General features: G+C 71.7%; 21 protein-coding genes. 2 read left to right on the top strand and 19 right to left on the bottom strand.

All coding sequences use genetic code 11. The features are described from left to right. Positions 1 to 53 precede the first annotated feature (53 nt). Entirely contained in the window at positions 54 to 554 is a 501-nt protein-coding gene (gene bldD, locus IE096_RS21015; RefSeq protein ID WP_004948690.1) for a transcriptional regulator BldD, read from the top strand. Positions 555 to 631: 77 nt separating this feature from the next. On the opposite strand, the gene nusB is transcribed toward bldD, so the two are convergent. The 15 genes from nusB to rpsD form a co-directional block, all read right to left on the bottom strand. After that, positions 632 to 1,066, bottom strand: a complete 435-nt coding sequence (gene nusB, locus IE096_RS21010) for a transcription antitermination factor NusB (protein WP_189453986.1) — start codon at positions 1,064 to 1,066, stop codon at positions 632 to 634. 2 nt (positions 1,067 to 1,068) lie between these two features. Beyond that, positions 1,069 to 1,635 carry an elongation factor P gene (efp, locus tag IE096_RS21005; protein ID WP_189453984.1) on the bottom strand — a complete coding sequence of 189 codons (567 nt, stop codon included), beginning with the start codon at positions 1,633 to 1,635 and terminating at the stop codon, positions 1,069 to 1,071. Between the two features lie 50 nt (positions 1,636 to 1,685). Next, positions 1,686 to 2,804 (bottom strand): M24 family metallopeptidase, encoded by a 1,119-nt coding sequence (locus tag IE096_RS21000; RefSeq protein ID WP_189453982.1) that lies wholly within the window; start codon positions 2,802 to 2,804, stop codon positions 1,686 to 1,688. Positions 2,805 to 2,873: 69 nt separating this feature from the next. Next, the gene (locus tag IE096_RS31535) at positions 2,874 to 3,785 is read right to left on the bottom strand and encodes an AAA family ATPase (RefSeq protein ID WP_229820441.1); all 912 of its coding nucleotides are present in this window, start codon (positions 3,783 to 3,785) and stop codon (positions 2,874 to 2,876) included. Beyond that, positions 3,718 to 4,170 carry a type II 3-dehydroquinate dehydratase gene (aroQ, locus tag IE096_RS20990; protein WP_229820439.1) on the bottom strand — a complete coding sequence of 151 codons (453 nt, stop codon included), beginning with the start codon at positions 4,168 to 4,170 and terminating at the stop codon, positions 3,718 to 3,720. Before aroQ ends, IE096_RS31535 begins: the two co-directional genes overlap by 68 nt. Next, positions 4,167 to 5,258, bottom strand: coding sequence for a 3-dehydroquinate synthase (gene aroB, locus IE096_RS20985; RefSeq protein WP_189453981.1), 1,092 nt, complete (start codon positions 5,256 to 5,258; stop codon positions 4,167 to 4,169). Before aroB ends, aroQ begins: the two co-directional genes overlap by 4 nt. Before the next feature lie 7 nt (positions 5,259 to 5,265). Further along, positions 5,266 to 5,802: a shikimate kinase gene (locus IE096_RS20980; RefSeq protein WP_189453979.1), complete on the bottom strand. Its 537-nt coding sequence runs from the start codon at positions 5,800 to 5,802 to the stop codon at positions 5,266 to 5,268. Further along, positions 5,799 to 6,983 (bottom strand): chorismate synthase, encoded by a 1,185-nt coding sequence (aroC, locus tag IE096_RS20975; protein ID WP_189453977.1) that lies wholly within the window; start codon positions 6,981 to 6,983, stop codon positions 5,799 to 5,801. The genes IE096_RS20980 and aroC overlap by 4 nt, the downstream gene beginning before the upstream one ends. 179 nt (positions 6,984 to 7,162) lie before the next feature. After that, complete coding sequence (locus tag IE096_RS20970) at positions 7,163 to 8,011, bottom strand: shikimate dehydrogenase (RefSeq protein WP_189453975.1); 849 nt, start codon at positions 8,009 to 8,011, stop codon at positions 7,163 to 7,165. Beyond that, positions 8,008 to 9,774, bottom strand: a complete 1,767-nt coding sequence (gene mltG, locus IE096_RS20965; protein WP_189453973.1) for an endolytic transglycosylase MltG — start codon at positions 9,772 to 9,774, stop codon at positions 8,008 to 8,010. The genes IE096_RS20970 and mltG overlap by 4 nt, the downstream gene beginning before the upstream one ends. A 124-nt stretch (positions 9,775 to 9,898) precedes the next feature. After that, on the bottom strand, positions 9,899 to 10,363 hold the full coding sequence (ruvX, locus tag IE096_RS20960; RefSeq protein ID WP_189453971.1) for a Holliday junction resolvase RuvX: 465 nt from the start codon (positions 10,361 to 10,363) through the stop codon (positions 9,899 to 9,901). A 1-nt stretch (position 10,364) separates the two neighbouring features. Next, positions 10,365 to 13,034, bottom strand: coding sequence for an alanine--tRNA ligase (gene alaS, locus IE096_RS20955; protein WP_189453970.1), 2,670 nt, complete (start codon positions 13,032 to 13,034; stop codon positions 10,365 to 10,367). Next, a complete protein-coding gene (locus tag IE096_RS20950) occupies positions 13,034 to 13,363 on the bottom strand; it encodes a hypothetical protein (RefSeq protein ID WP_189453968.1) in 330 nt (109 codons plus the stop codon). The genes alaS and IE096_RS20950 overlap by 1 nt, the downstream gene beginning before the upstream one ends. Positions 13,364 to 13,372: 9 nt before the next feature. Then, complete coding sequence (locus tag IE096_RS20945) at positions 13,373 to 13,816, bottom strand: DUF948 domain-containing protein (RefSeq protein WP_229820437.1); 444 nt, start codon at positions 13,814 to 13,816, stop codon at positions 13,373 to 13,375. A 219-nt stretch (positions 13,817 to 14,035) separates the two neighbouring features. Beyond that, positions 14,036 to 14,650 (bottom strand): 30S ribosomal protein S4, encoded by a 615-nt coding sequence (gene rpsD, locus IE096_RS20940; protein WP_189453966.1) that lies wholly within the window; start codon positions 14,648 to 14,650, stop codon positions 14,036 to 14,038. Positions 14,651 to 14,851: 201 nt separating this feature from the next. Here rpsD and IE096_RS20935 point away from each other — a divergent pair, with 201 nt between their 5' ends. Continuing rightward, positions 14,852 to 15,568 (top strand): DUF2470 domain-containing protein, encoded by a 717-nt coding sequence (locus IE096_RS20935; RefSeq protein ID WP_189453964.1) that lies wholly within the window; start codon positions 14,852 to 14,854, stop codon positions 15,566 to 15,568. A 97-nt stretch (positions 15,569 to 15,665) separates the two neighbouring features. Here IE096_RS20935 and IE096_RS20930 read toward each other — a convergent pair whose 3' ends face one another. The 4 genes from IE096_RS20930 to IE096_RS20915 form a co-directional block, all read right to left on the bottom strand. Continuing rightward, positions 15,666 to 17,015 (bottom strand): replication-associated recombination protein A, encoded by a 1,350-nt coding sequence (locus IE096_RS20930; protein WP_189453961.1) that lies wholly within the window; start codon positions 17,013 to 17,015, stop codon positions 15,666 to 15,668. Between the two features lie 85 nt (positions 17,016 to 17,100). Beyond that, a complete protein-coding gene (locus IE096_RS20925) occupies positions 17,101 to 17,751 on the bottom strand; it encodes a vitamin K epoxide reductase family protein (RefSeq protein ID WP_189453959.1) in 651 nt (216 codons plus the stop codon). A 60-nt stretch (positions 17,752 to 17,811) separates the two neighbouring features. Further along, positions 17,812 to 19,074, bottom strand: a complete 1,263-nt coding sequence (gene hisS, locus IE096_RS20920) for a histidine--tRNA ligase (RefSeq protein ID WP_189453957.1) — start codon at positions 19,072 to 19,074, stop codon at positions 17,812 to 17,814. Positions 19,075 to 19,085: 11 nt separating this feature from the next. Next, the gene (locus IE096_RS20915) at positions 19,086 to 19,793 is read right to left on the bottom strand and encodes an MBL fold metallo-hydrolase (protein WP_189453955.1); all 708 of its coding nucleotides are present in this window, start codon (positions 19,791 to 19,793) and stop codon (positions 19,086 to 19,088) included. Between the last annotated feature and the right edge of the window lie 9 nt (positions 19,794 to 19,802).

Here is a 19,802-nt window from a genome sequence, read left to right as displayed (position 1 = left end):
GTTACCAGTCGCGCGGTGCGGCCGCGCGATCGATACAGTGTCCGGGGAGCTTTATGTCCAGCGAATACGCCAAACAGCTCGGGGCCAAGCTCCGCGCCATCCGCACCCAGCAGGGCCTCTCCCTCCATGGTGTCGAGGAGAAGTCCCAGGGCCGCTGGAAGGCCGTTGTCGTGGGTTCTTACGAGCGCGGCGACCGTGCCGTGACCGTACAGCGCCTGGCCGAGCTGGCCGACTTCTACGGCGTGCCCGTGCAGGAGCTGCTGCCCGGCACGACGCCCGGCGGCGCGGCCGAGCCCCCGCCGAAGCTGGTCCTGGACCTGGAGCGCCTCGCCCACGTCCCGGCCGAGAAGGCGGGCCCGCTCCAGCGTTACGCGGCCACCATCCAGAGCCAGCGTGGTGACTACAACGGCAAGGTCCTCTCCATCCGCCAGGACGATCTGCGCACCCTTGCCGTGATCTACGACCAGTCGCCCTCGGTGCTCACCGAGCAGCTGATCAGCTGGGGCGTGCTCGACGCGGACGCCCGCCGCGCCGTTCAGCACGAGGACGCGTAACGTCCACCGTTCTTGACGACAAAACCGCCGTGGGGCGGGAAACCATCCGGTTTCCCGCCCCACGGCGGTTTTCTGTCTCAGTGGGCGTCTCGACGGAGACTCGGCTTGAGCTCCTTGAAACGACCGAGGAGACCATTGACGAACGCGGGCGAGTCGTCGGTGGAGAACTCCTTGGCGAGCTGCACCGCCTCGTCGATCGCCACGGCGTCCGGGGTCTCGTCCTCCCAGATCAGCTCGTACGCGCCGAGCCGCACGATGCCGCGGTCCGCGGCCGGCATGCGGTCCAGGTCCCAGTCGATCGCGTAGGTGGCGATCAGTTCGTCGATCCGGGCCGCGCGCTCGGCGTAGCCCTCGACCAGCTGGATCGTGTACGGGTTGACCGGCGGCTGCCTGTCGTCGGTCCGGGCATGCCGGATCCAGTCCGCGAGGACCGACTCCACGGACGAGCCGCGCTGGTCCGCCTCGAAGAGGATCTGGAAGGCGCGCTTACGGGCCTTGCTGCGGGCGGACACGGTTAGCTGTTCACCCGGCCGAGGTAATCGCCGGTGCGCGTGTCGACCTTGATCTTCTCACCGGTGGAGACGAACAGCGGGACCTGGATCTCGTAGCCCGTCTCGAGCTTCGCCGGCTTGGTGCCACCGGTGGAGCGGTCACCCTGGACGCCCGGGTCGGTGTGCTCGATGGTCAGCTCGACGGCGGCCGGGAGCTCGACGTAGAGCACCTCACCCTCGTGGGTGGCGACCGTGGCCTCGAAGCCCTCGATGAGGAAGTTCGCGGCGTCGCCGACGGCCTTCCGGTCGATCATCAGCTGGTCGTAGTCCTTCATGTCCATGAAGACGAAGTAGTCGCCGTCCATGTACGAGAACTGCATGTCGCGGCGGTCGACGGTGGCCGTGTCGACCTTCACGCCCGCGTTGAAGGTCTTGTCGACGACCTTGCCGGAGAGCACGTTCTTCAGCTTCGTACGGACGAAGGCGGGGCCCTTGCCGGGCTTGACGTGCTGGAACTCGACGACGGACCAGAGCTGGCCGCCTTCGAGCTTGAGCACCATGCCGTTCTTGAGGTCGTTCGTGGATGCCACGGTTGCGGTATCTCCTGGGCTGGTGGAACCAAGAAAGTGCGATGCGCCGGCTAGAGCGCGAGCAGCTCTTTGGTCGTAATGGTGAGTAGCTCGGGTCCGCCGTCCGCCTCGGGGCGGACGACGAGCGTGTCATCGATCCGGACGCCGCCCCGCCCCGGGAGGTGGACTCCCGGATCTACGGTGACCGGCACGCAAGCGTCCAGTTTACCCATTGCCGACGGTGCCAGCCGAGGGTCCTCGTCGTTTTCGAGCCCCACGCCGTGGCCGATGCGGGGTCCGACCCGCTCGCCATGGCCCGCGGCCTCCAGCACGACCCGTGCCGCGCGGTCCACGTCACGGTACGCCGTACCCGGCGCGAGGGCCTCCCGGCCCGCCCGCTGGGCGGCGAAGACCTGCTCGTACAGCTCGATCTGCCACTCCGCCGGAGAGGCCCCGATGACGAACGTACGGGCGATCTCGCTCCGGTACCCACGATAGTCCGCCCCCAGGCAGACGCTGAGGAAATCGCCCTCCTCCACCCGGCGGTCCGTCGGTACGTGCCCGGCCCGCCCCGAGTGGGGACCCGCGCCCACCGAGGTGGGAAAGGCCGCGCCGTCCGCGCCGTGATCGATCAGCCGGCGCTCCAGCTCCAGCGCCAGATGGCGCTCGGTGCGGCCGACGAGTATCGACTCCAGCAGCTCGCCCAGGGCCTGGTCGGCGATCTCGGCGGCGATCCGCAGGGTCGAGATCTCCTCGTCGTCCTTGACCACCCGCTGTTGCTCCACGGCCGTCCCCAGATCGCCCAGCCGCAGCCGGGGGGCGACCGAGCGCACCGCGCGGTGCCGGGCCACGGTCAGATGGTGCTCCTCGACGGCCAGCGACCGCACCCCGCGCTCCGCGGCCCGCTCGGCCGCCGCCACGGCCGGATCGCCCTCGGGCGTCGGCAGCACCAGGACGGCCAGCTCGTCCCCGGGGCGGCTGGCGCCCGTGGCGTCCACGAAGGGATCGCTCACGCACACCAGCGCGTCGTCGCCGTCCTGACCGGGACCGAGGAGCAGCACCGCCCCGGGCGGCGCGCCGCCCGCCAGATACCGCACATTGGCGTCGCCGCAGACCAGGGCGGCCTCACCACCGGCCGCCGCGCACCGCTCGCGCAGCCGGGCCCGGCGCGCCGCGTACACCTCGGACATGCCTCCGAGCGTACGTTCGGCGGCCGCTTCCGGCCTTTCCAGCGCCTCCGACCGGGGCAGCCCCGCGCCCTACCAGCCGGCCAGGGTGCGGGCGACGGCCTCGTCGATCAGCCGGGCCGTCGTGGCGACGTCCTGCTGCGAGTTGTCGATGATGGGCAGGCCCGAGCCGTACCAGCCGGCCATCCGGCCGTGGATCCGGGCGACCTCCTCGTCGCTGAGCCTGCGGTTGCCGGTGCGTTCGGCGTTGCGTTCGAGGACGACGTCGAGGCCCGGCAGCAGCACCACGGGCAGCAGCCCCGGCCCCACGTGCCGCTTCCAGCCGCCGAGGCCGACGACGGGCCGGTCGGGGAAGACGGCGTCGTCGAGGATGCAGGAGATGCCGTTGGCGAGGAAGTTGCGGGCGGCGAACCCGCAGGTGCGGCGGGCGAGCCGGTACTGCGCCTCGGAGTGGTCGTTCCACCCGGACTGCGGGTCCGCGAACCCGGAGCGCACCCACTCGCGGACGTCGTCGAGGCTGATGTGCGCGGTGGGCACCCGCCGGGTGTCGGCCCAGTACCGGGCGACGGTGGTCTTGCCGGCGCCGGCCGGGCCGATGAGGAGGACGGCGACGGCGGCGGTGGTGGCGTCCGCCGGCGGCAGGGCCGGTATCGGCGGATGAGCGGGGGGCAGCGGTGGTCCCACGGGGTGCTGCATCCTGTGGCACGCTCCGATTTCGTGCGGTGTGGCGTATGGCGGGGTGGGGTGCGCCTGCGGCGGGCCGTGCCCCGGTCCCGCCCTTTCGCCGTTTCCCAGGGGGCTGCGCCCCCTCACACCCCCGCTTCCGGGGGCCCGGGGTCTCGAAGGGGCGGAGCCCCTTCGGAAACGGTGAAAGGGCGGGACCGGGGCCGGCCGCCCGCAGGGCCAACGCCCCGGGTCAGGACCCGAGTTCCTCCGCCAGCGCCCGCAGCGCCAGCCGGTAGGAGCCGATCCCGAACCCCGCAACCGTACCGCTCGCCACCGCCGCGATCACCGACGTGTGACGGAACTCCTCCCGCGCGTACGGGTTGGAGATGTGCACCTCGATGAGCGGCGCCGTCCGCTGGGCCGCGGCGTCGCGCATCGCGTACGAGTAGTGGGTGAACGCGCCGGGGTTGATGACGACGGGCAGCCGGCCGTCGGCCGCCTCGTGCAGCCAGCGCACCAGCTCGCCCTCGTCGTTGGTCTCCCGGACCTCGACGGCGAAGCCCAGCTCCTCCCCCAGCGTCGTGCACGCCTCGACCAGCCCCTTGTAGGACGTCGAGCCGTAGACGTCGGGCTCGCGGGAGCCCAGCCGACCGAGGTTGGGCCCGTTCAGCACCAGGACACGGCGCGCGCTCACGCCGCTCACGCCGCGATCTCGGCGTGTGCGGCCAGCAGCATCGCCGGGTCCGGGCCCTCCAGGACCGTCGGCTTGGCCAGGCCGTCGAGGACGATGAACCGCAGCCGGTCGCCGCGCGTCTTCTTGTCGACCTTCATGGTCTCCAGCAGCTTGGGCCACTGGTCGCCGCGGTAGGTGACGGGCAGGCCCACGGCCGTGAGGATCGCGCGGTGACGGTCGGCGGTGGCGTCGTCCAGGCGGCCGGCGATCCGGCCGAGCTCGGCGGCGAAGACCATGCCGACGGCGACGGCCGCGCCGTGCCGCCAGTTGTAGCGCTCGTTCTTCTCGATGGCGTGGGCGAGCGTGTGACCGTAGTTCAGGATCTCGCGCAGGCCCGACTCCTTGAGGTCGGAGGAGACCACCTCGGCCTTGACCTTGATGGCCCGCTCGATCAGCTCCGAGGTGTGCGGGCCCGCAGGCGTGCGGGCGCCCTCGGGGTCGGCCTCGATGAGGTCGAGGATCGCCGGGTCGGCGATGAAGCCGGCCTTGATGATCTCGGCGAGGCCGCTGACGTAGTCGTGGACCGGCAGCGACTCCAGCGCGGCCAGGTCGCACAGCACACCGGCCGGGGGGTGGAAGGCGCCGACGAGGTTCTTGCCCTCGGCGGTGTTGATGCCGGTCTTGCCGCCGACGGCCGCGTCGACCATGCCCAGGACGGTGGTGGGCACCGCGATCCAGCGCACGCCGCGCAGCCAGGTGGCGGCGACGAAGCCCGCCAGGTCGGTGGTGGCCCCGCCGCCCACGCCGACGATGACGTCGGTGCGGGTGAAGTTGGTCTGGCCGAGCGCCTTCCAGCAGTAGGCCGCGACCTCGACGGTCTTGGACTCCTCGGCGTTGGGCAGCTGGATCGCTATGGCCTCGTAGCCCTGGGCCGCCAGGTCCTCGCGGATCGCCTCGCCGGTCGAGGCGAGCGCCTCGGGGTGGAGCACGGCGACCCGCTTGGCCCGGGTGCCGATGAGGCCGGGCAGCTCGCCCAGCAGCTGACGGCCGACCAGGACCTCGTACGGCGCGGTGCCCGCGCTGCCGGCGACCTGGATGCGGGTGGGGGCGTCGGTCATGCGTTCCTCACTGCGTGGTGTCCGGTGTGGGGGCCAGGGGCGGCCGCAGTGCCTCGAGCACGGCGTCGGCGACCTCGGCCGGGGTGCGGCCGCCGGTGGCGACCACGGCGCGGGCGACCTCGGTGTAGAGCGGGCGGCGCGCGTCCATCAGCTCGCGCCACCGCTTGCGGGGGTTGACGGCGAGCAGCGGGCGCGGCGCGTCGAGGCCCACGCGCCGCACGGCGTCGGCGAGTTCGACGTCGAGGAAGACCACGGGCAGGCCCTTGAGGAGGGCCCGGGTGCCCGGGTCCATGACGGCGCCGCCGCCGAGGGCGAGCACCCCGGGGTGCTCGGCCACGGCGGTGCGGACGGCCTGCCGCTCCAGCTCGCGGAAGTGCGGCTCGCCCTCGTCGACGAAGATCTCCGGGATGGGCTTCCCGGCGGTCTTCTCGATGTCGGCGTCGGTGTCCCGGTAGCCGGTGCCCAGCCGCTCGGCGAGCAGGGCACCGATGGTGGACTTGCCCGCGCCGGGCGGGCCCACCAGGACGATGACGGGGGTGGTCACTTGATGGCCAGGTTCTCGAGGTAGCCCTGGACGTTGCGACGGGTCTCGGCGACGCTGTCGCCGCCGAACTTCTCCACCACCGCGTCGGCGAGGACGAGCGCGACCATCGCCTCGGCGACGATGCCGGCCGCCGGGACGGCGCACACGTCCGAGCGCTGGTGGTGGGCCTGGGCGGCCTCGCCGGTGGTCACGTCGATGGTGCGCAGGGCGCGCGGGACGGTGGCGATGGGCTTCATGGCGGCGCGGACGCGCAGCAGCTCGCCGGTGGTCAGGCCGCCCTCGGTGCCGCCCGAGCGGCCGGTGACGCGGCGGATGCCGTCCTCGGTGGCGACGATCTCGTCGTGCGCCTTGGAGCCGGGCACGCGCGCCAGCTCGAAGCCGTCGCCGACCTCGACGCCCTTGATCGCCTGAATGCCCATCAGGGCGGCCGCGAGGCGGGCGTCCAGCCGGCGGTCCCAGTGGACGTGCGAGCCGAGGCCGACCGGAACGCCGTAGGCCAGGACCTCGACGACGCCGCCGAGGGTGTCGCCGTCCTTGTGGGCCTGGTCGATCTCGGCGACCATCGCCTTGCTCGCCTCCTCGTCGAGGCAGCGCACCGGGTCGGCGTCGAGCTTCTCGACGTCGCCGGGGGTGGGGTACACGCCGTACGGGGCCTTGGCCGCGGCCAGCTCCACGACGTGGGAGACGATCTCGATGCCGGCCGCCTCCTTGAGGAAGGAGCGGGCGACGGCGCCGAGGGCCACACGGGCGGCGGTCTCCCGGGCGGAGGCCCGCTCCAGGACCGGCCGGGCCTCGTCGAAGCCGTACTTCTGCATCCCGGCGAGGTCCGCGTGGCCGGGGCGGGGGCGGGTGAGCGGCGCGTTGCGGGCGAGCTCGGCCAGCTCGGCGGGGTCGACGGGGTCGGCCGCCATGACCTGCTCCCACTTGGGCCACTCGGTGTTGCCCACCATGACCGCGACCGGGGAGCCCATGGACAGTCCGTGCCGGACGCCGCCGAGGAAGGTGATCTCGTCGCGCTCGAACTTCATCCGCGCGCCGCGTCCATAGCCGAGCCGCCGTCGCGCCAGGTGGTCCGCCACCATCTCCGTGGTGACCGGCACGCCGGCGGGAAGACCCTCCAGCGTCGCCACGAGTGCGGGGCCGTGCGACTCCCCCGCCGTCAGCCAGCGCAACCTGCTCAACGGTGCTCCTCTGCTCGCGCGCTCGAATCTCATGCCGCGCGGGGGCGCGGCGGCGGCCCGGGGAGCGCGACCCTGGCCCGCCACCCCCGATCCTCCCATGCCGGGCGGACATTCCCGGCCGCCGGTCCAGGGTGTGGACCGGCGGCGTCACGTGGTGGACGGCCGGGTCGGCGGGTCCGTCAGCGCGTACGGGCGGCCAGGGCCGCCTCGCCGGCCGCGCGCATGGCCGCCAGGGGGGCCGGGGCGCGGCCCGTCATCAGCTCGACCTGGAGGACGGCCTGGTGGACCAGCAGGTCCAGGCCGCCGAGTACGGTGCCGCCCCGCCGGGCCCAGGCGGCGGCCAGCGGGGTCGGCCAGGGCTCGTAGAGGACGTCGAAGAGCGTGCCGGGGCGCTCGGGCACGGCCCCGGCGAGGGCGTCGGTGGCCCCGGCGGGGGTGGTGGCGACGACCAGCGGCGCGGCGAGGGCCTCGGCCGCGCGCGACCAGTCGGCGGTGCGCACGGTCACGCCCAGCCGCTCGCCCCACTCGCGCATCTCCGCGGCGCGCTCGGCGCTGCGGACGTAGGCGGTGACCTCGCCGGTGCAGATCCGGGCGAGGGCGGCGAGCGCCGAGGAGGCGGTGGCGCCGGCGCCGAGGATCGCGGCGGAACCGACCGTCTCCACGCCCCGCTCGCGCAGGGCGGCGGCGATGCCGGGGATGTCGGTGTTGTCGCCGAGGCGGCGGCCGTCGTCGGTGAGGACGACGGTGTTGACCGCCTCCACGGACCGGGCGGTGGCACTGACGTCGTCCAGCAGCGGGATCACCGCCCGCTTGAGGGGCATGGTGAGGGAGAGCCCGGCCCAGCCGGGGCCCAGCTCCGCGAGGAAGGCGGGCAGCGCGGCCTCGTCCACCTCGAAGCGGTCGTACGTCCACTCCCCCAGGCCCAGTTCCGCGTAGGCGGCCCGGTGGAGGACGGGCGAGAGCGAGTGGGCGATCGGCGAGCCGAGCACGGCGGCCCGCCGGCGCCCGGTAGCGGCGGGACCGGTCACTGCGCGGCCGCCTTCTTCGCCTTGTTCTCCTGCTCGTACCTCTGGCGGTTCTTGTTGTGCTCCGCGTTCGTCACCGCGAACAGGGTCTCGTTCTCGTTGATGGAGACGAAGTAGTACCAGGGGCCGTCCGCCGGCTGGAGCGCGGACTTCAGGGCCTCCAGGCCGGGGTTGCTGATCGGCCCGGGCGGCAGGCCCTTGATGTTGTACGTGTTGTACGGGTCCTTGAACTTCCGCAGGTCGCTGACCGCGCCGACGTCGAGGGTGCTCTGGCTCTTGGCGTAGTTCACCGTGGAGTCGAAGTCGAGGAGGCCGTAGGTCTCCTTGTTGTCCGGCTTGAGCCGGTTGTAGACCACGCGGGAGATCTTGTCGAAGTCGTGCTTGTACTTGCCCTCGACCTGGACGAGGCTCGCGACGGTGACGGCCTCCATCGGGGACTTCAGCCCCAGCGCGGCGGCCTTGCCCGTCACGTCCTGCGCCTCGTAGTTCTGCTTGGCGCGGGCGACCATCTGGCGCAGGAGGTCCTCCGGCTTGGTGCCCTTGCCCGCGCTGTACTGCGACGGGAAGAGGAAGCCCTCCAGCGGGTCCTTGACGTCGGGGCCGCTGTTCGCCCAGTCGGGCAGGCCCAGGTTCTTGGCCTGGCTCTTGGCGACGCCCTTGGTAGTGCCCGCGGCGAGCCCGAGCTTCTTGTCGATCGTGGAGTAGATCTCGGCGGCCCGCATGCCCTCGGCGAAGGTCAGGAAGTTCGCGGAGTTCGTCATCATCGCCACGGCCGAGGCGCCGGACATCTCCTTGTGGAGGGTGTACGTGCCGGGCTGGATGGACTTCTTCGCGGCGGCCGAGGTGAAGGCGCCGACGCTCTTGACGACCCCGGCCTTCTCCAGGACCTGGCCCATCTCGGTGAGGCTGGCGCCCTTGGGGATCTCGACCTGCACCTGGCCGGTGCCCTCGCCCTCGTAGTCGGGCGCGGTGCCGTAGTGGGTCTCCCAGTAGTCGTAGGCGAAGTAGCCGGCGCCGCCCAGGCCGCCGACGAGCACCACGGCGACCAGCAGGCAGGCGGTGCCACTGCGGCGCTTGGGCTTCTTCTCCCGGCCCTTGCCCTTGCCGCCCCTGCCCTTGCCGCGCCGGTCGCGGCCCCGGGCGGGCTCGTCGCCGTCGTCGGAGTCGTCGTCGAGGGGGGCGGGGGCGGAGGCCCGGTCGTCGATGTCGTCGAAGAGGGAGATCTTCTCCTCGACCGGGTCGGCGGTCGCGGTCTGCGCCTGGGGCATCTGATGCGTGCCGGTGTGCTGCTCCCCGGGGGGCTGCGGCACCCGGTGCTGGCCCGTGTGCTGGTTCACGGGCATCTGGTGGGCGCCCGTGTGCTGGTCCATGGGCACCTGGTGCTGCCCGGTGTGCTGGTCCATCGGCACCTGGTGGGCGCCCGTGTGCTGGTCCATCGGCACCTGATGCGTGCCCGTGTGCTGGTCGGGGTAGCCGTGGGCGCCCGTGTCGTACTCGTAGTAGCCCTGCTGGCCACCGTTCGTCGGGTACGTGCCGGTCTGCTGCTCGACGTACTGCTGGCCCTGGCCGTTGGTGTCGTACGGGCCGGGGCCCCCCGCGTTCTGCGAGGGGTCCCAGCCGTAGTCCTGCCGGCCGGCGTAGGGGGGCTGCGACTGCTGGGCCTGGTGGGGCTGCGTGTACTGCTGCCCGGTGTAACCCCGGTCCCCGTACAGAGGGTCCTCGGGATGCCACGGTTGGGAGCCGGAACCCCGGCCGTACTCAGTCATCTATCCCCTAGAGCCGCACAGCGGCAGCCAGTGCGCTCGGTGAAGCGCGGAAGTCCGACGTCTGGTCCTGCCCGGAAGACATTCGAACAGCTGCCATGTCGCGCGGAACGTTACCGTATTGCGATCAGATGACCACGTCGACGGCCTCGCCCGGCGGCCGCCCGGAGGTCTTCTCGATCTCCAGGGCGTTCTGCAGGATGACCACCGCGGCCGCCTGGTCCACCACGGAGCGGCCCTTCTTGGCGTTGACGCCGGAGGCGCGCAGGCCCTGGGCGGCCGTGACGGTCGTCATCCGCTCGTCGACCAGCCGCACCGGCACCGGGGCGACCCGCCGGGCCATCTCCTTGGCGAACGTGCGCACCTTGGCCGCGGCCGGGCCCTCGCCCCCCTTGAGGGAGCGGGGCAGGCCGACGACGACCTCGATGGGCTCGTACTCCGCGACGATCGCCACCAGCCGCTTGTGCGCCTGGGGGATGTCCCGGCCGGGGACGGTCTCCACCGGAGTGGCGAGGATCCCGTCGGGGTCGCACGAGGCGACCCCGATCCGGGCGTCCCCGACGTCCACGGCGATGCGCCTGCCGCGTCGCACGTCAGGCCGCCTCGGCCACGAGGCGCTCGACGGCGGCCATGGCCTCGTCGAGGGCCTCGGGGTTCTGGCCGCCGCCCTGGGCGACGTCCGGCTTGCCGCCGCCACCGCCGCCGAGGGTCTTCGCGGCCGTACGGACCAGGTCGCCGGCCTTCAGACCGCGCTCACGGGCGGCCTCGTTGGTGGCGATCACGGTCAGCGGGCGGCCGTTGGCGACGGTGAACAGGGCCACCACGGCGGCCCGGCCGCCCTGGATGCGGCCACGGACGTCGAGGACCAGCTTGCGCAGGTCGTCGGCGCCGGTGCCGTCCGGCACCCGGCCGGTGACGAGGGCGATGCCGTGGACGTCCTTGGCGCCCTCGGCCAGGCCGGCGGCGGCCGCCAGGACCTTCTCGGCGCGGAAGCGCTCGATCTCCTTCTCGGCGTCCTTGAGCTTGGCGAGCATGCCGGAGATCTTCTCCGGGAGCTCCTCCGGACGGCCCTTGACCAGCTCGGTGAGCTGGGCGACGACCGTGTGCTCCTTGGCCAGGAAGTTGTAGGCGTCGGCGCCCACGAGGGCCTCGACACGGCGCACGCCGGAGCCGATCGAGGACTCGCCGAGGAGCTTCACCAGACCCAGCTGGGCGGTGTTGGCGACGTGCGTACCGCCGCACAGCTCCTTGGAGAAGTCGCCGATGGTCACGACGCGCACGCGCTCGCCGTACTTCTCGCCGAACTCGGCGATGGCACCGGCCTTCTTGGCCTCCTCCAGGCTCATGACCTCCGCGTGGACGTCGAGCTCGGTGGAGAGGACCTCGTTGATGCGCTGCTCGACGTCGGTGAGGACCGAGCCGGGCACGGCGGTCGGCGAGCCGAAGTCGAAGCGGAAGCGGCCCGGGGAGTTCTCCGAGCCGGCCTGGGCGGCCGTCGGGCCCAGGGCGTCGCGCAGCGCCTGGTGGGTGAGGTGGGTGGCGCTGTGGGCGCGGGCGATGGCGCGGCGGCGCTTGACGTCGATGACGGCGTAGGCGGGGGCGCCCACGGTGACCTCGCCGACCTGGACGACGCCCTTGTGGACGTGCACGCCGGGGACCGGCTTCTGGACGTCGCGGACCTCGATCACGGCACCGGAGTGGAGCTTGATCCGGCCCTGGTCGGCGAGCTGGCCGCCGCCCTCGGCGTAGAAGGGGGTGCGGTCGAGGACGACCTCGACCTCGTCGCCCTCGGTGGCGGCGGGCGAGGAGACGCCGTCGACGAGCAGGCCGACGATGGTCGACTCGCCCTCGGTGGTGGTGTAGCCGGTGAAGTCGGTCTCGCCGGAGGTGTCGGCGACCTCGCGGTAGGCGGACAGGTCGGCGTGGCCGGTCTTCTTGGCCTTGGCGTCGGCCTTGGCGCGCTCCCGCTGCTCCTTCATCAGGCGGCGGAAGCCGTCCTCGTCCACGGAGAGGCCCTGTTCGGCGGCCATCTCCAGGGTGAGGTCGATGGGGAAGCCCCAGGTGTCGTGGAGCAGGAACGCCTTGTCGCCGGAGAGGACCGTGCCACCGGCGGCCTTGGTCTCGGTCACGGCGGTGTCGAGGATGTTGGTGCCGCCCTTGAGGGCCTTGAGGAAGGCGGCCTCTTCGGCGAGCGCGACGGTCTCGATGCGCGTGCGGTCGGCGAGCAGCTCGGGGTACTGCTGGCCCATCGTGCGGATGACGACGTCGAGGAGGTCGGCGACGACGGGGCCGGTGGCGCCCATCAGGCGCATGTTGCGGATGGCGCGGCGCATGATGCGGCGCAGGACGTAGCCGCGGCCCTCGTTGCCGGGGGTGACGCCGTCACCGATGAGCATGGTGGACGTGCGCATGTGGTCGGCGACCACGCGCAGGGAGACGTCCGTGTCCTTCGCGGCGCCGTACCGGACGCCGGTGAGCTCGGTGGCCTTGTCGATCACGACACGCAGGGTGTCGGTCTCGTACATGTTCTGCACGCCCTGGAGGATCATCGCCAGGCGCTCGAGGCCGAGGCCGGTGTCGATGTTCTTGCTGGGCAGCTCGCCGAGGATCGGGAAGTCCTCCTTGCCCTCGCCGGCACCGCGCTCGTACTGCATGAAGACCAGGTTCCAGATCTCCACGTAGCGCTCGTCGTTGACGGCCGGGCCGCCCTCGACGCCGAACTCCGGGCCCCGGTCGTAGTTGATCTCGGAGCACGGGCCGCAGGGGCCCGGGACACCCATGGACCAGTAGTTCTCCTTCTTGCCCAGGCGCTGGATGCGCTGGGCCGGCACGCCGACGACGTCGCGCCAGATGCGCTCGGCCTCGTCGTCGTCGAGGTAGACGGTGATCCAGAGCTTCTCGGGCTCCAGGCCGTAGCCGCCGTCCGCCACGGGAGTCGTCAGCAACTCCCAGGCGTACTTGATGGCGCCTTCCTTGAAGTAGTCGCCGAAGGAGAAGTTGCCGCACATCTGGAAGAACGTGCCGTGGCGGGTGGTCTTGCCGACCTCTTCGATGTCCGGGGTGCGGACGCACTTCTGCACGCTCGTGGCGCGCGGGAAGGGCGGCTTGACCTCACCGAGGAAGTAGGGCTTGAAGGGGACCATGCCCGCGGGGACCAGCAGCAGCGTCGGGTCGTCCGCGATGAGCGACGCCGAGGGGACGACGGTGTGCCCGCGCTCCTCGAAGAAGCGCAGCCAGCGACGGCGGATTTCAGCCGACTCCATCAGTGGTCCTCTTTCCGGGTGAACGAGTTGTAGGGGTGGTGCTGCTCGAGAGCGACGAGGCGGCGCTGCTCGGGAAGGGCGCGGCGGTCCGGCTCCGGCGGGACGGCGGCGAGGCCCAGGGCGTCCTTGAGGGCCGCCTCCCGGTGGGCCATGCCGTCGCGCACGTCGAGGGCGAAGAGCTTGACCTTGCGGCCGGCGATCACGGCCCGGTCGGCCGCCTGGAGCGCCAGGCTCTCCGGGGTGAGCTTGGCGAGCTTGCGGTTGACCTTGGTGGTGGCCCAGACACCGGCTGCTACACCGGTGGTGAACCAGAACGTGCGGCGGAACATTTCCGGGACTCAGCCCTTCCCACGGAGACGGCGGCCGCCGAACCGGGCGGACGGCAGTTTCTTGTCGACGGCCCTGCCGACGAAGACGGTGCTCCTCGGCTCGGGCTCCGCCTTGCGGCCCATCGCGCGGCGGACGCCGTAACCGAACGCGGCGACCTTGACCAGGGGGCCGCCGAAGGCGGAGGAGACGGTCGAGGAGAGCGCCGAGGCGTTCGCCGTGACCTCCTGGACGTCCGCGGTGATCGAGTCGACGCGGGCGAGCTGGGTGTTGGCGGAGCGGACGGTCGCGGACGCGTCGGCCAGCAGCGGGACGGCCTGCTCGGAGATGTCGGCGACCAGTTTCGTGGCCGCTCTCAGCGTCTGCGCGAGCCGCACCAGCACCAGGGCGATGAACGACACGAGGATCGCCCAGAAGACGGCCACGAGGATCCCGGCCACCTCTCCACCGGACACGCTGCACCGCTCCCTAGCTGTTGTCTTTCAACGCTTGTCGGATACCGACCTTATCGCGCCGGGCCTCGGCGGCCGTACCGCATTACCGGTCCGTACGGCACGGATGTACGAGGGACGCGCGGGGCCCGTCGGCCCCGGAAACGCGCCAGCCCGCCGGCCCGCGGCCACGAGGGCCGGCGGAACGACGGGCTGGGCGAAAGGAGAGGTAAAACGTCCGGATTAGCGGGCGTAGTACTCGACGACGAGCTGCTCGTCGCAGATCACCGGGATCTCCTTGCGGTTCGGCTCGCGGTCCAGGCGGAACGCCAGCGCCTGCAGGTTGACCTGCAGGTAACGCGGGGTCTCGCCCTCACCGGCGTAGCCACCGGCCATGGCGACCTGGAACGGGTGCTTGGCACGGCTGCGCTCGCGAACGGTCACGACGTCGTTCGGACGGACGCGGAAGGACGGCTTGTCGACCTTCTTGCCGTTGACCTCGATGTGGCCGTGGACGACCATCTGGCGGGACTGGTACACGGTGCGGGCGATGCCCGAACGCAGGACCAGGGCGTCGAGGCGACGCTCGAGCTCGACGACCAGCGCCTCGCCCGTCTTGCCCTCGGCCTTCTTGGCGCGGTCGTAGGCACGCGCCATCTGGCGCTCGCTGATGTCGTACTGGGCGCGCAGACGCTGCTTCTCGAGCAGACGGACCTTGTAGTCCGAGTTCTGCTTGCGGCCACGGCCGTGCTCGCCCGGCGGGTAGGGGCGGGCCTCGAAGTACTTGACGGCCTTCGGCGTCAGCGCGATGCCGAGCGCACGGGACTTCTTGACCTTGGGACGCGACTGGTTAGGCACGTTCTCCAGACCTCCGTTGATAAGTTAGGTTAGGCTTACCTTACTCAAGGAGATCGCATGTCTCGTCCGGGGAACACCAGTCACATCACGGACAGCACGAAGGGATCCCAAAAGGGATCCGACGCTCACGAGGGCGTCGACGTGACGGAGGTCCGATCAGATCGTGGTCAGCCGCGTCCTGGCGGACTTGAGATCGCCCGGATGCCGTCAGCAGCCGAGCGCACACGAACTCTCGTACAGAGTACATGCTCCGCGGTGCTGCTCATTCCCGGGGCCGCCGGCTCCTGCCCCGACCAGCTGCTGCCGGACGTGCGGACCGTGGGCCCGGACGGCGAGGTCTTCCTCGTCCTGCCCGCCGACTCCCCGGCCGTCCGGGCCGCCACCCACGCCCAGGACGACGAGCTGGCCGTCGTCCTGGAGCTCACGGACGTGGCCCCCGTCTCCGTCCCCAACCGGATCCGCGGCCGCGCCTGGCTGTCCGGCTGGCTGACCTGCGTGCCCGGCGTCGCCGAGCCGGGCCGGATGCTCCTGCGGCTGGAGCTGGGCGAGGCGAGCGTGGACGACCTGTGGGGCGCCGAGACCGTCGAGCCCGACGCCTTCGCCCGCGCCTGCCCCGACCCGCTGGTCGAGCACGAGGCGGAGCTGCTCCAGCACCTCCACTCCGGCCACGGCGACCAGGTGCGCAGCCTGTGCGCGCTGCTCGGCGACCGCGAGAGCGACGCGTGGGACGCGTACGCGTCGGCGGTGCCGGTGGCTCTGGACCGCTACGGCCTCCGCGTCCGCTTCACCCGCCGCCACGGCCCCGGCACCCCGGCCGACCGCTCCTTCGACGCCCGCTTCGAATTCCCGGAGCCGGTCGACGACGTCGTCGCCTTGCGGCGCGCGATGCACCAGCTCTTCGAGGCCGCGGGCTGCTGAGCATGGGACGGGCTGCGATGCAGCCCGTCCGGCGTTTGAGGACCGGGGTCCGGGGCGGAGCCCCGGGAAACGGAGAAAGGGCGGGGCTGGGGCGAGATCACTCACCCTTGAGCCGGGCACGGACGCGTTCGACAACGTCCGCGTACCGCGCTTCGGCTCCGTGCCGAGTCGGCTCGTAGTACACCTTCCCGTGCACGGAATCCGGCGCGTACTGCTGCGCCGCGATGCCCCCCGGCACGTCATGGGGGTAGACATACCCCTCCCCATGCCCCAGCTTCCCCGCCCCCTTGTAGTGACTGTCCCGCAGATGCGCCGGCACCGGCCCCGCCAGCCCCGCCCGTACGTCCGCCAGCGCGGCGTCGATCGCCAGATACGCCGCGTTGGACTTCGGGGCCAGTGCCAGCGCCACCGCCACGTGACCCAGCGTGATCCTCGCCTCGGGGAAACCGATCATGGCGACGGCCTGCGCTCCGGCCACCGCCGTCTGGAGGGCCGTGGGGTCGGCCAGGCCGATGTCCTCGCTCGCCGAGATCATCAGCCGGCGCGCGATGAAGCGCGGGTCCTCCCCCGCCTCGATCATCCGCGCCAGATAGTGCAGCGTCGCGTCCACGTCCGAGCCGCGGATGGACTTGATCAGGGCGCTGGCCACGTCGTAGTGCTGATCGCCGTCGCGGTCGTACTTCACGGCCGCCCGGTCGACCGCGCCCTCCAGCGTCTCCAGGGTGATCTCGTCCTCGCCCTTGGCGATGGCCGAGCCCGCGCCCGCCTCCAGCGCCGTGAGCGCGCGCCGGGCGTCACCGCCCGCGATGCGCAGCAGATGGGCCTCGGCGTCCTCCGAGAGGGCCACCGCCCCGCCCAGCCCCCGTTCGTCGGTGAGGGCGCGACGGATCAGGCCGCGCAGATCGTCGTCCGTCAGCGCCTGGAGGGTCAGCAGCAGGGAGCGGGAGAGCAGCGGGGAGATGATCGAGAAGTACGGGTTCTCCGTCGTGGCCGCGATGAGCGTGACCCAGCGGTTCTCCACGGCGGGCAGCAGTGAGTCCTGCTGGGCCTTGCTGAAACGGTGGATCTCGTCCAGGAAGAGGACGGTCTCCTTGCCGTAGCCCCCGGAGGCGCGGCGCGCGCCGTCGATGACGGCCCGTACCTCCTTGACCCCGGCGGTGATCGCGGAGAGCTCCACGAAGCGCTTGTTGGTGGCCTGGCTGACCACATAGGCGAGCGTGGTCTTGCCGATGCCGGGCGGGCCCCAGAGGATCACCGAGGAGGGCCCGGCGGGGCCGCCGCTGCCCTCTCCCACCAGGCGGCGCAGCGGGGAGCCGGGCTTGAGCAGGTGCCCCTGCCCGACCACCTCGTCGAGCGTGCGGGGGCGCATCCGGACGGCCAGCGGGCTGCTCGCCGGATCCTTCTCCTGGCGGTCTTCCGCGGCGGCGGTGAACAGGTCGGGCTCCACGCTCGAAACCCTATGCCACCCCACTGACAATGCCGCCGGACCCGAGGGTCCGGCGGCATTGATCAAGCCGATGCGAAGGGGCGCGTCAGGCCGTGCCGCCCGTCCAGAACCACCACCACTTGGTGAGGATCAGCATCCCGATGACGCCGATGTGCAGCACCGGCAGCACCCAGTGGAACTCCAGCAGCCCCCGCTTGAGCCCGTCCGGCGCGGGGATGAAGCCGTGCCGGACGTTCTGCACGGTGACGTACCAGAACATCAGGATCGTGGCGACCCAGGCCAGGCAGCACCACAGGCACAGCGAGCCGATGACGTACAGCGACTGGTACTGGAGCCAGGTGACGAAGCCGACGCCGAAGAGGCAGCCGGCCTCCATGCCCAGCCAGTACCAGCGCGGCAAGCGGGCGCCGGAGAGCAGCGCCAGCCCGATCGCGATGATCACGCCGTAGCAGACCAGGCCCAGCATCGGATTGGGGAACCCGAAGGCCTCGGCCTGCTCGCTCTGCATGATGTTGCCGCAGGAGACGATGGGGTTGAGGCTGCAGCCGGGCTTGAAGTTCGGGTCCTTGAGGAGCTCGATCTTGTCCAGCGTGATGACCCAGGAGGCCAGCAGACCCATGGCGCCGGTGATCACCAGCAGCAGCGCGAACGCGCGGCTCGCGCCCACGGCGCCACGGCCGGGGCCGTCCCGCTCGGTGCCGTCGAGGTCCGAACGGTCGAGTGCCGAAGTCGTCATAGCGCTGTCGATCCCATCAGTAGGCCGTTGCCGCCTCATTCTGCACCAGCAGTCTGTGAATCAGCTCTGGGCCGAACGGACTTCACTCACGACGGTGTCGAGGGACACGGCCTTCTGCTCGCCGCTCTCCAGGTCCTTGAGCTGCACCACGCCCTCGGCGAGATCCCGCTCGCCGGCGACGAGCGCGAAGCGCGCGCCGGAGCGGTTGGCCGACTTCATGGCGTTCTTCAGGCCCTTGCCGCCGAAGGCGAAGTCGGTGGCGACGCCGGCCCGGCGCAGCTCGGTCACCACGCCGAAGAGCACCCGGCGGGCCTCCTCGCCCAGCGGCACCGCGAAGACCTGAGTGGCGGCGGGGAGTTCGAGGTCGATCCCCTCGGCCTTGAGGGCCAGCACCGTACGGTCGACGCCGAGTGCCCAGCCGACGGACGGCAGGGCGGGGCCGCCGATCATCTCGGAGAGGCCGTCGTAGCGGCCGCCGCCGCCGACGGCGGACTGCGAGCCGAGGCCGTCGTGGACGAACTCGAAGGTGGTGCGGGTGTAGTAGTCCAGGCCCCGGACCAGCTTCTCGTCGTCCTCGAAGGCGACGCCGGCGGCGGTCAGCAGCGCGCGGACCTCCTCGTGGTACTCCTTGCACGCCTCGCACAGGTGGTCGCGGAGCATGGGGGCGCCGACGAGCTGCTTCTGGACGGCCTCGCGCTTGTCGTCGAGGACGCGCAGCGGGTTGATCTCGATGCGGCGGCGGGTGTCCTCGTCCAGCTCCAGGCCGCGCAGGAAGTCCTGCAGGGCGGCCCGGTAGGCGGGGCGGCACTCCTTGTCGCCGAGGGAGTTGAGCAGCAGGCGGAAGTTCTGAAGGCCCAGCGACTTGTAGGCGTCGACGGCCAGGATGATCAGCTCGGCGTCCAGCGCCGGGTCCTCGGCGCCGATGGCCTCCGCGCCGACCTGCGAGAAGTGGCGGTAGCGGCCGGCCTGCGGGCGCTCGTAGCGGTAGTACGAGCCCGAGTACCAGAGCTTGACGGGCAGGTTGCCGGCCTTGTGGAGGTTGGCCTCCAGGGCGGCGCGCAGCACGGAGGCGGTGCCCTCGGGGCGCAGGGCGAGCTGGTCGCCGCCGCGCGTGGTGAGGGTGTACATCTCCTTGGTCACGATGTCGGTGGACTCGCCGACGCCACGGGAGAACAGCTCGACCTGCTCGAAGCCGGGGGTCTCCACATAGCCGTAGCCGGACCGCTTGAGCGGCGCGGAGATCGCCTCGCGCACGGCGAGGTAGGTGGCCGAGTCGGGCGGAAGGAGGTCGTAGGTGCCCTTGGGGGCCTTGAAGGTGCTCACGGAAACTCTCGTCACATTCCTCGTCGCGGAGCCGAGGGGGCTCCGAGGCCGGCGGCCACTTCCCGAAGGTACGGGTTGGTGGCGCGCTCCTGGCCGATGGTCGTCTGGGGGCCGTGGCCGGACAGCACCACGGTCGAGTCGTCCAGGGGCAGGCACACACGGGCCAGCGACTGGAGCATCTCGGCGTGGTCACCGCCGGGCAGGTCGGTGCGTCCGACGGAGCCGGCGAACAGCAGGTCGCCCGAGAAGAACACCGAGGGGATCTCAGCGGTCTCGGGCATCCTGAAGGTCACCGACCCCTTGGTATGGCCGGGCGCGTGCGCGACGGAGAACTCCAGCCCCGCGAGTTCCAGCCGGCTGCCGTCGGAGAGCTCCTTGACGTCGTCCGGCTCGCCCACCGTGAGCTCGCCCATGAGGTGCTGCCCGATGGAGCGGCCGAGGGCCTTCTCCGGGTCGCTCATCATGTAGCGGTCGGCGGGGTGGATCCAGGCGGGGACGTCATGGGCGCCGCACACCGGGACGACCGAGGCGACGTGGTCGAGGTGGCCGTGGGTGAGGACGACGGCGACGGGCTTGAGCCGATGCTTCTTGAGCGCGTCCTCGACGCCCTGGGCCGCCTGGTGGCCCGGGTCGATGATCACGCACTCCTCGCCGGCGGCGGGGGCGACCAGGTAGCAGTTGGTCCCCCAGGCCCCGGCGGGGAACCCGGCAATGAGCACGTTCGTCCT

The sequence above is a fragment of the Streptomyces abikoensis genome, from assembly GCF_014648775.1.
Lineage (GTDB): Bacteria > Actinomycetota > Actinomycetes > Streptomycetales > Streptomycetaceae > Streptomyces > Streptomyces abikoensis.
The sequence above is the reverse complement of the archived record's forward strand: the minus strand, read 5'-3'. Positions and strand labels throughout refer to the sequence as shown.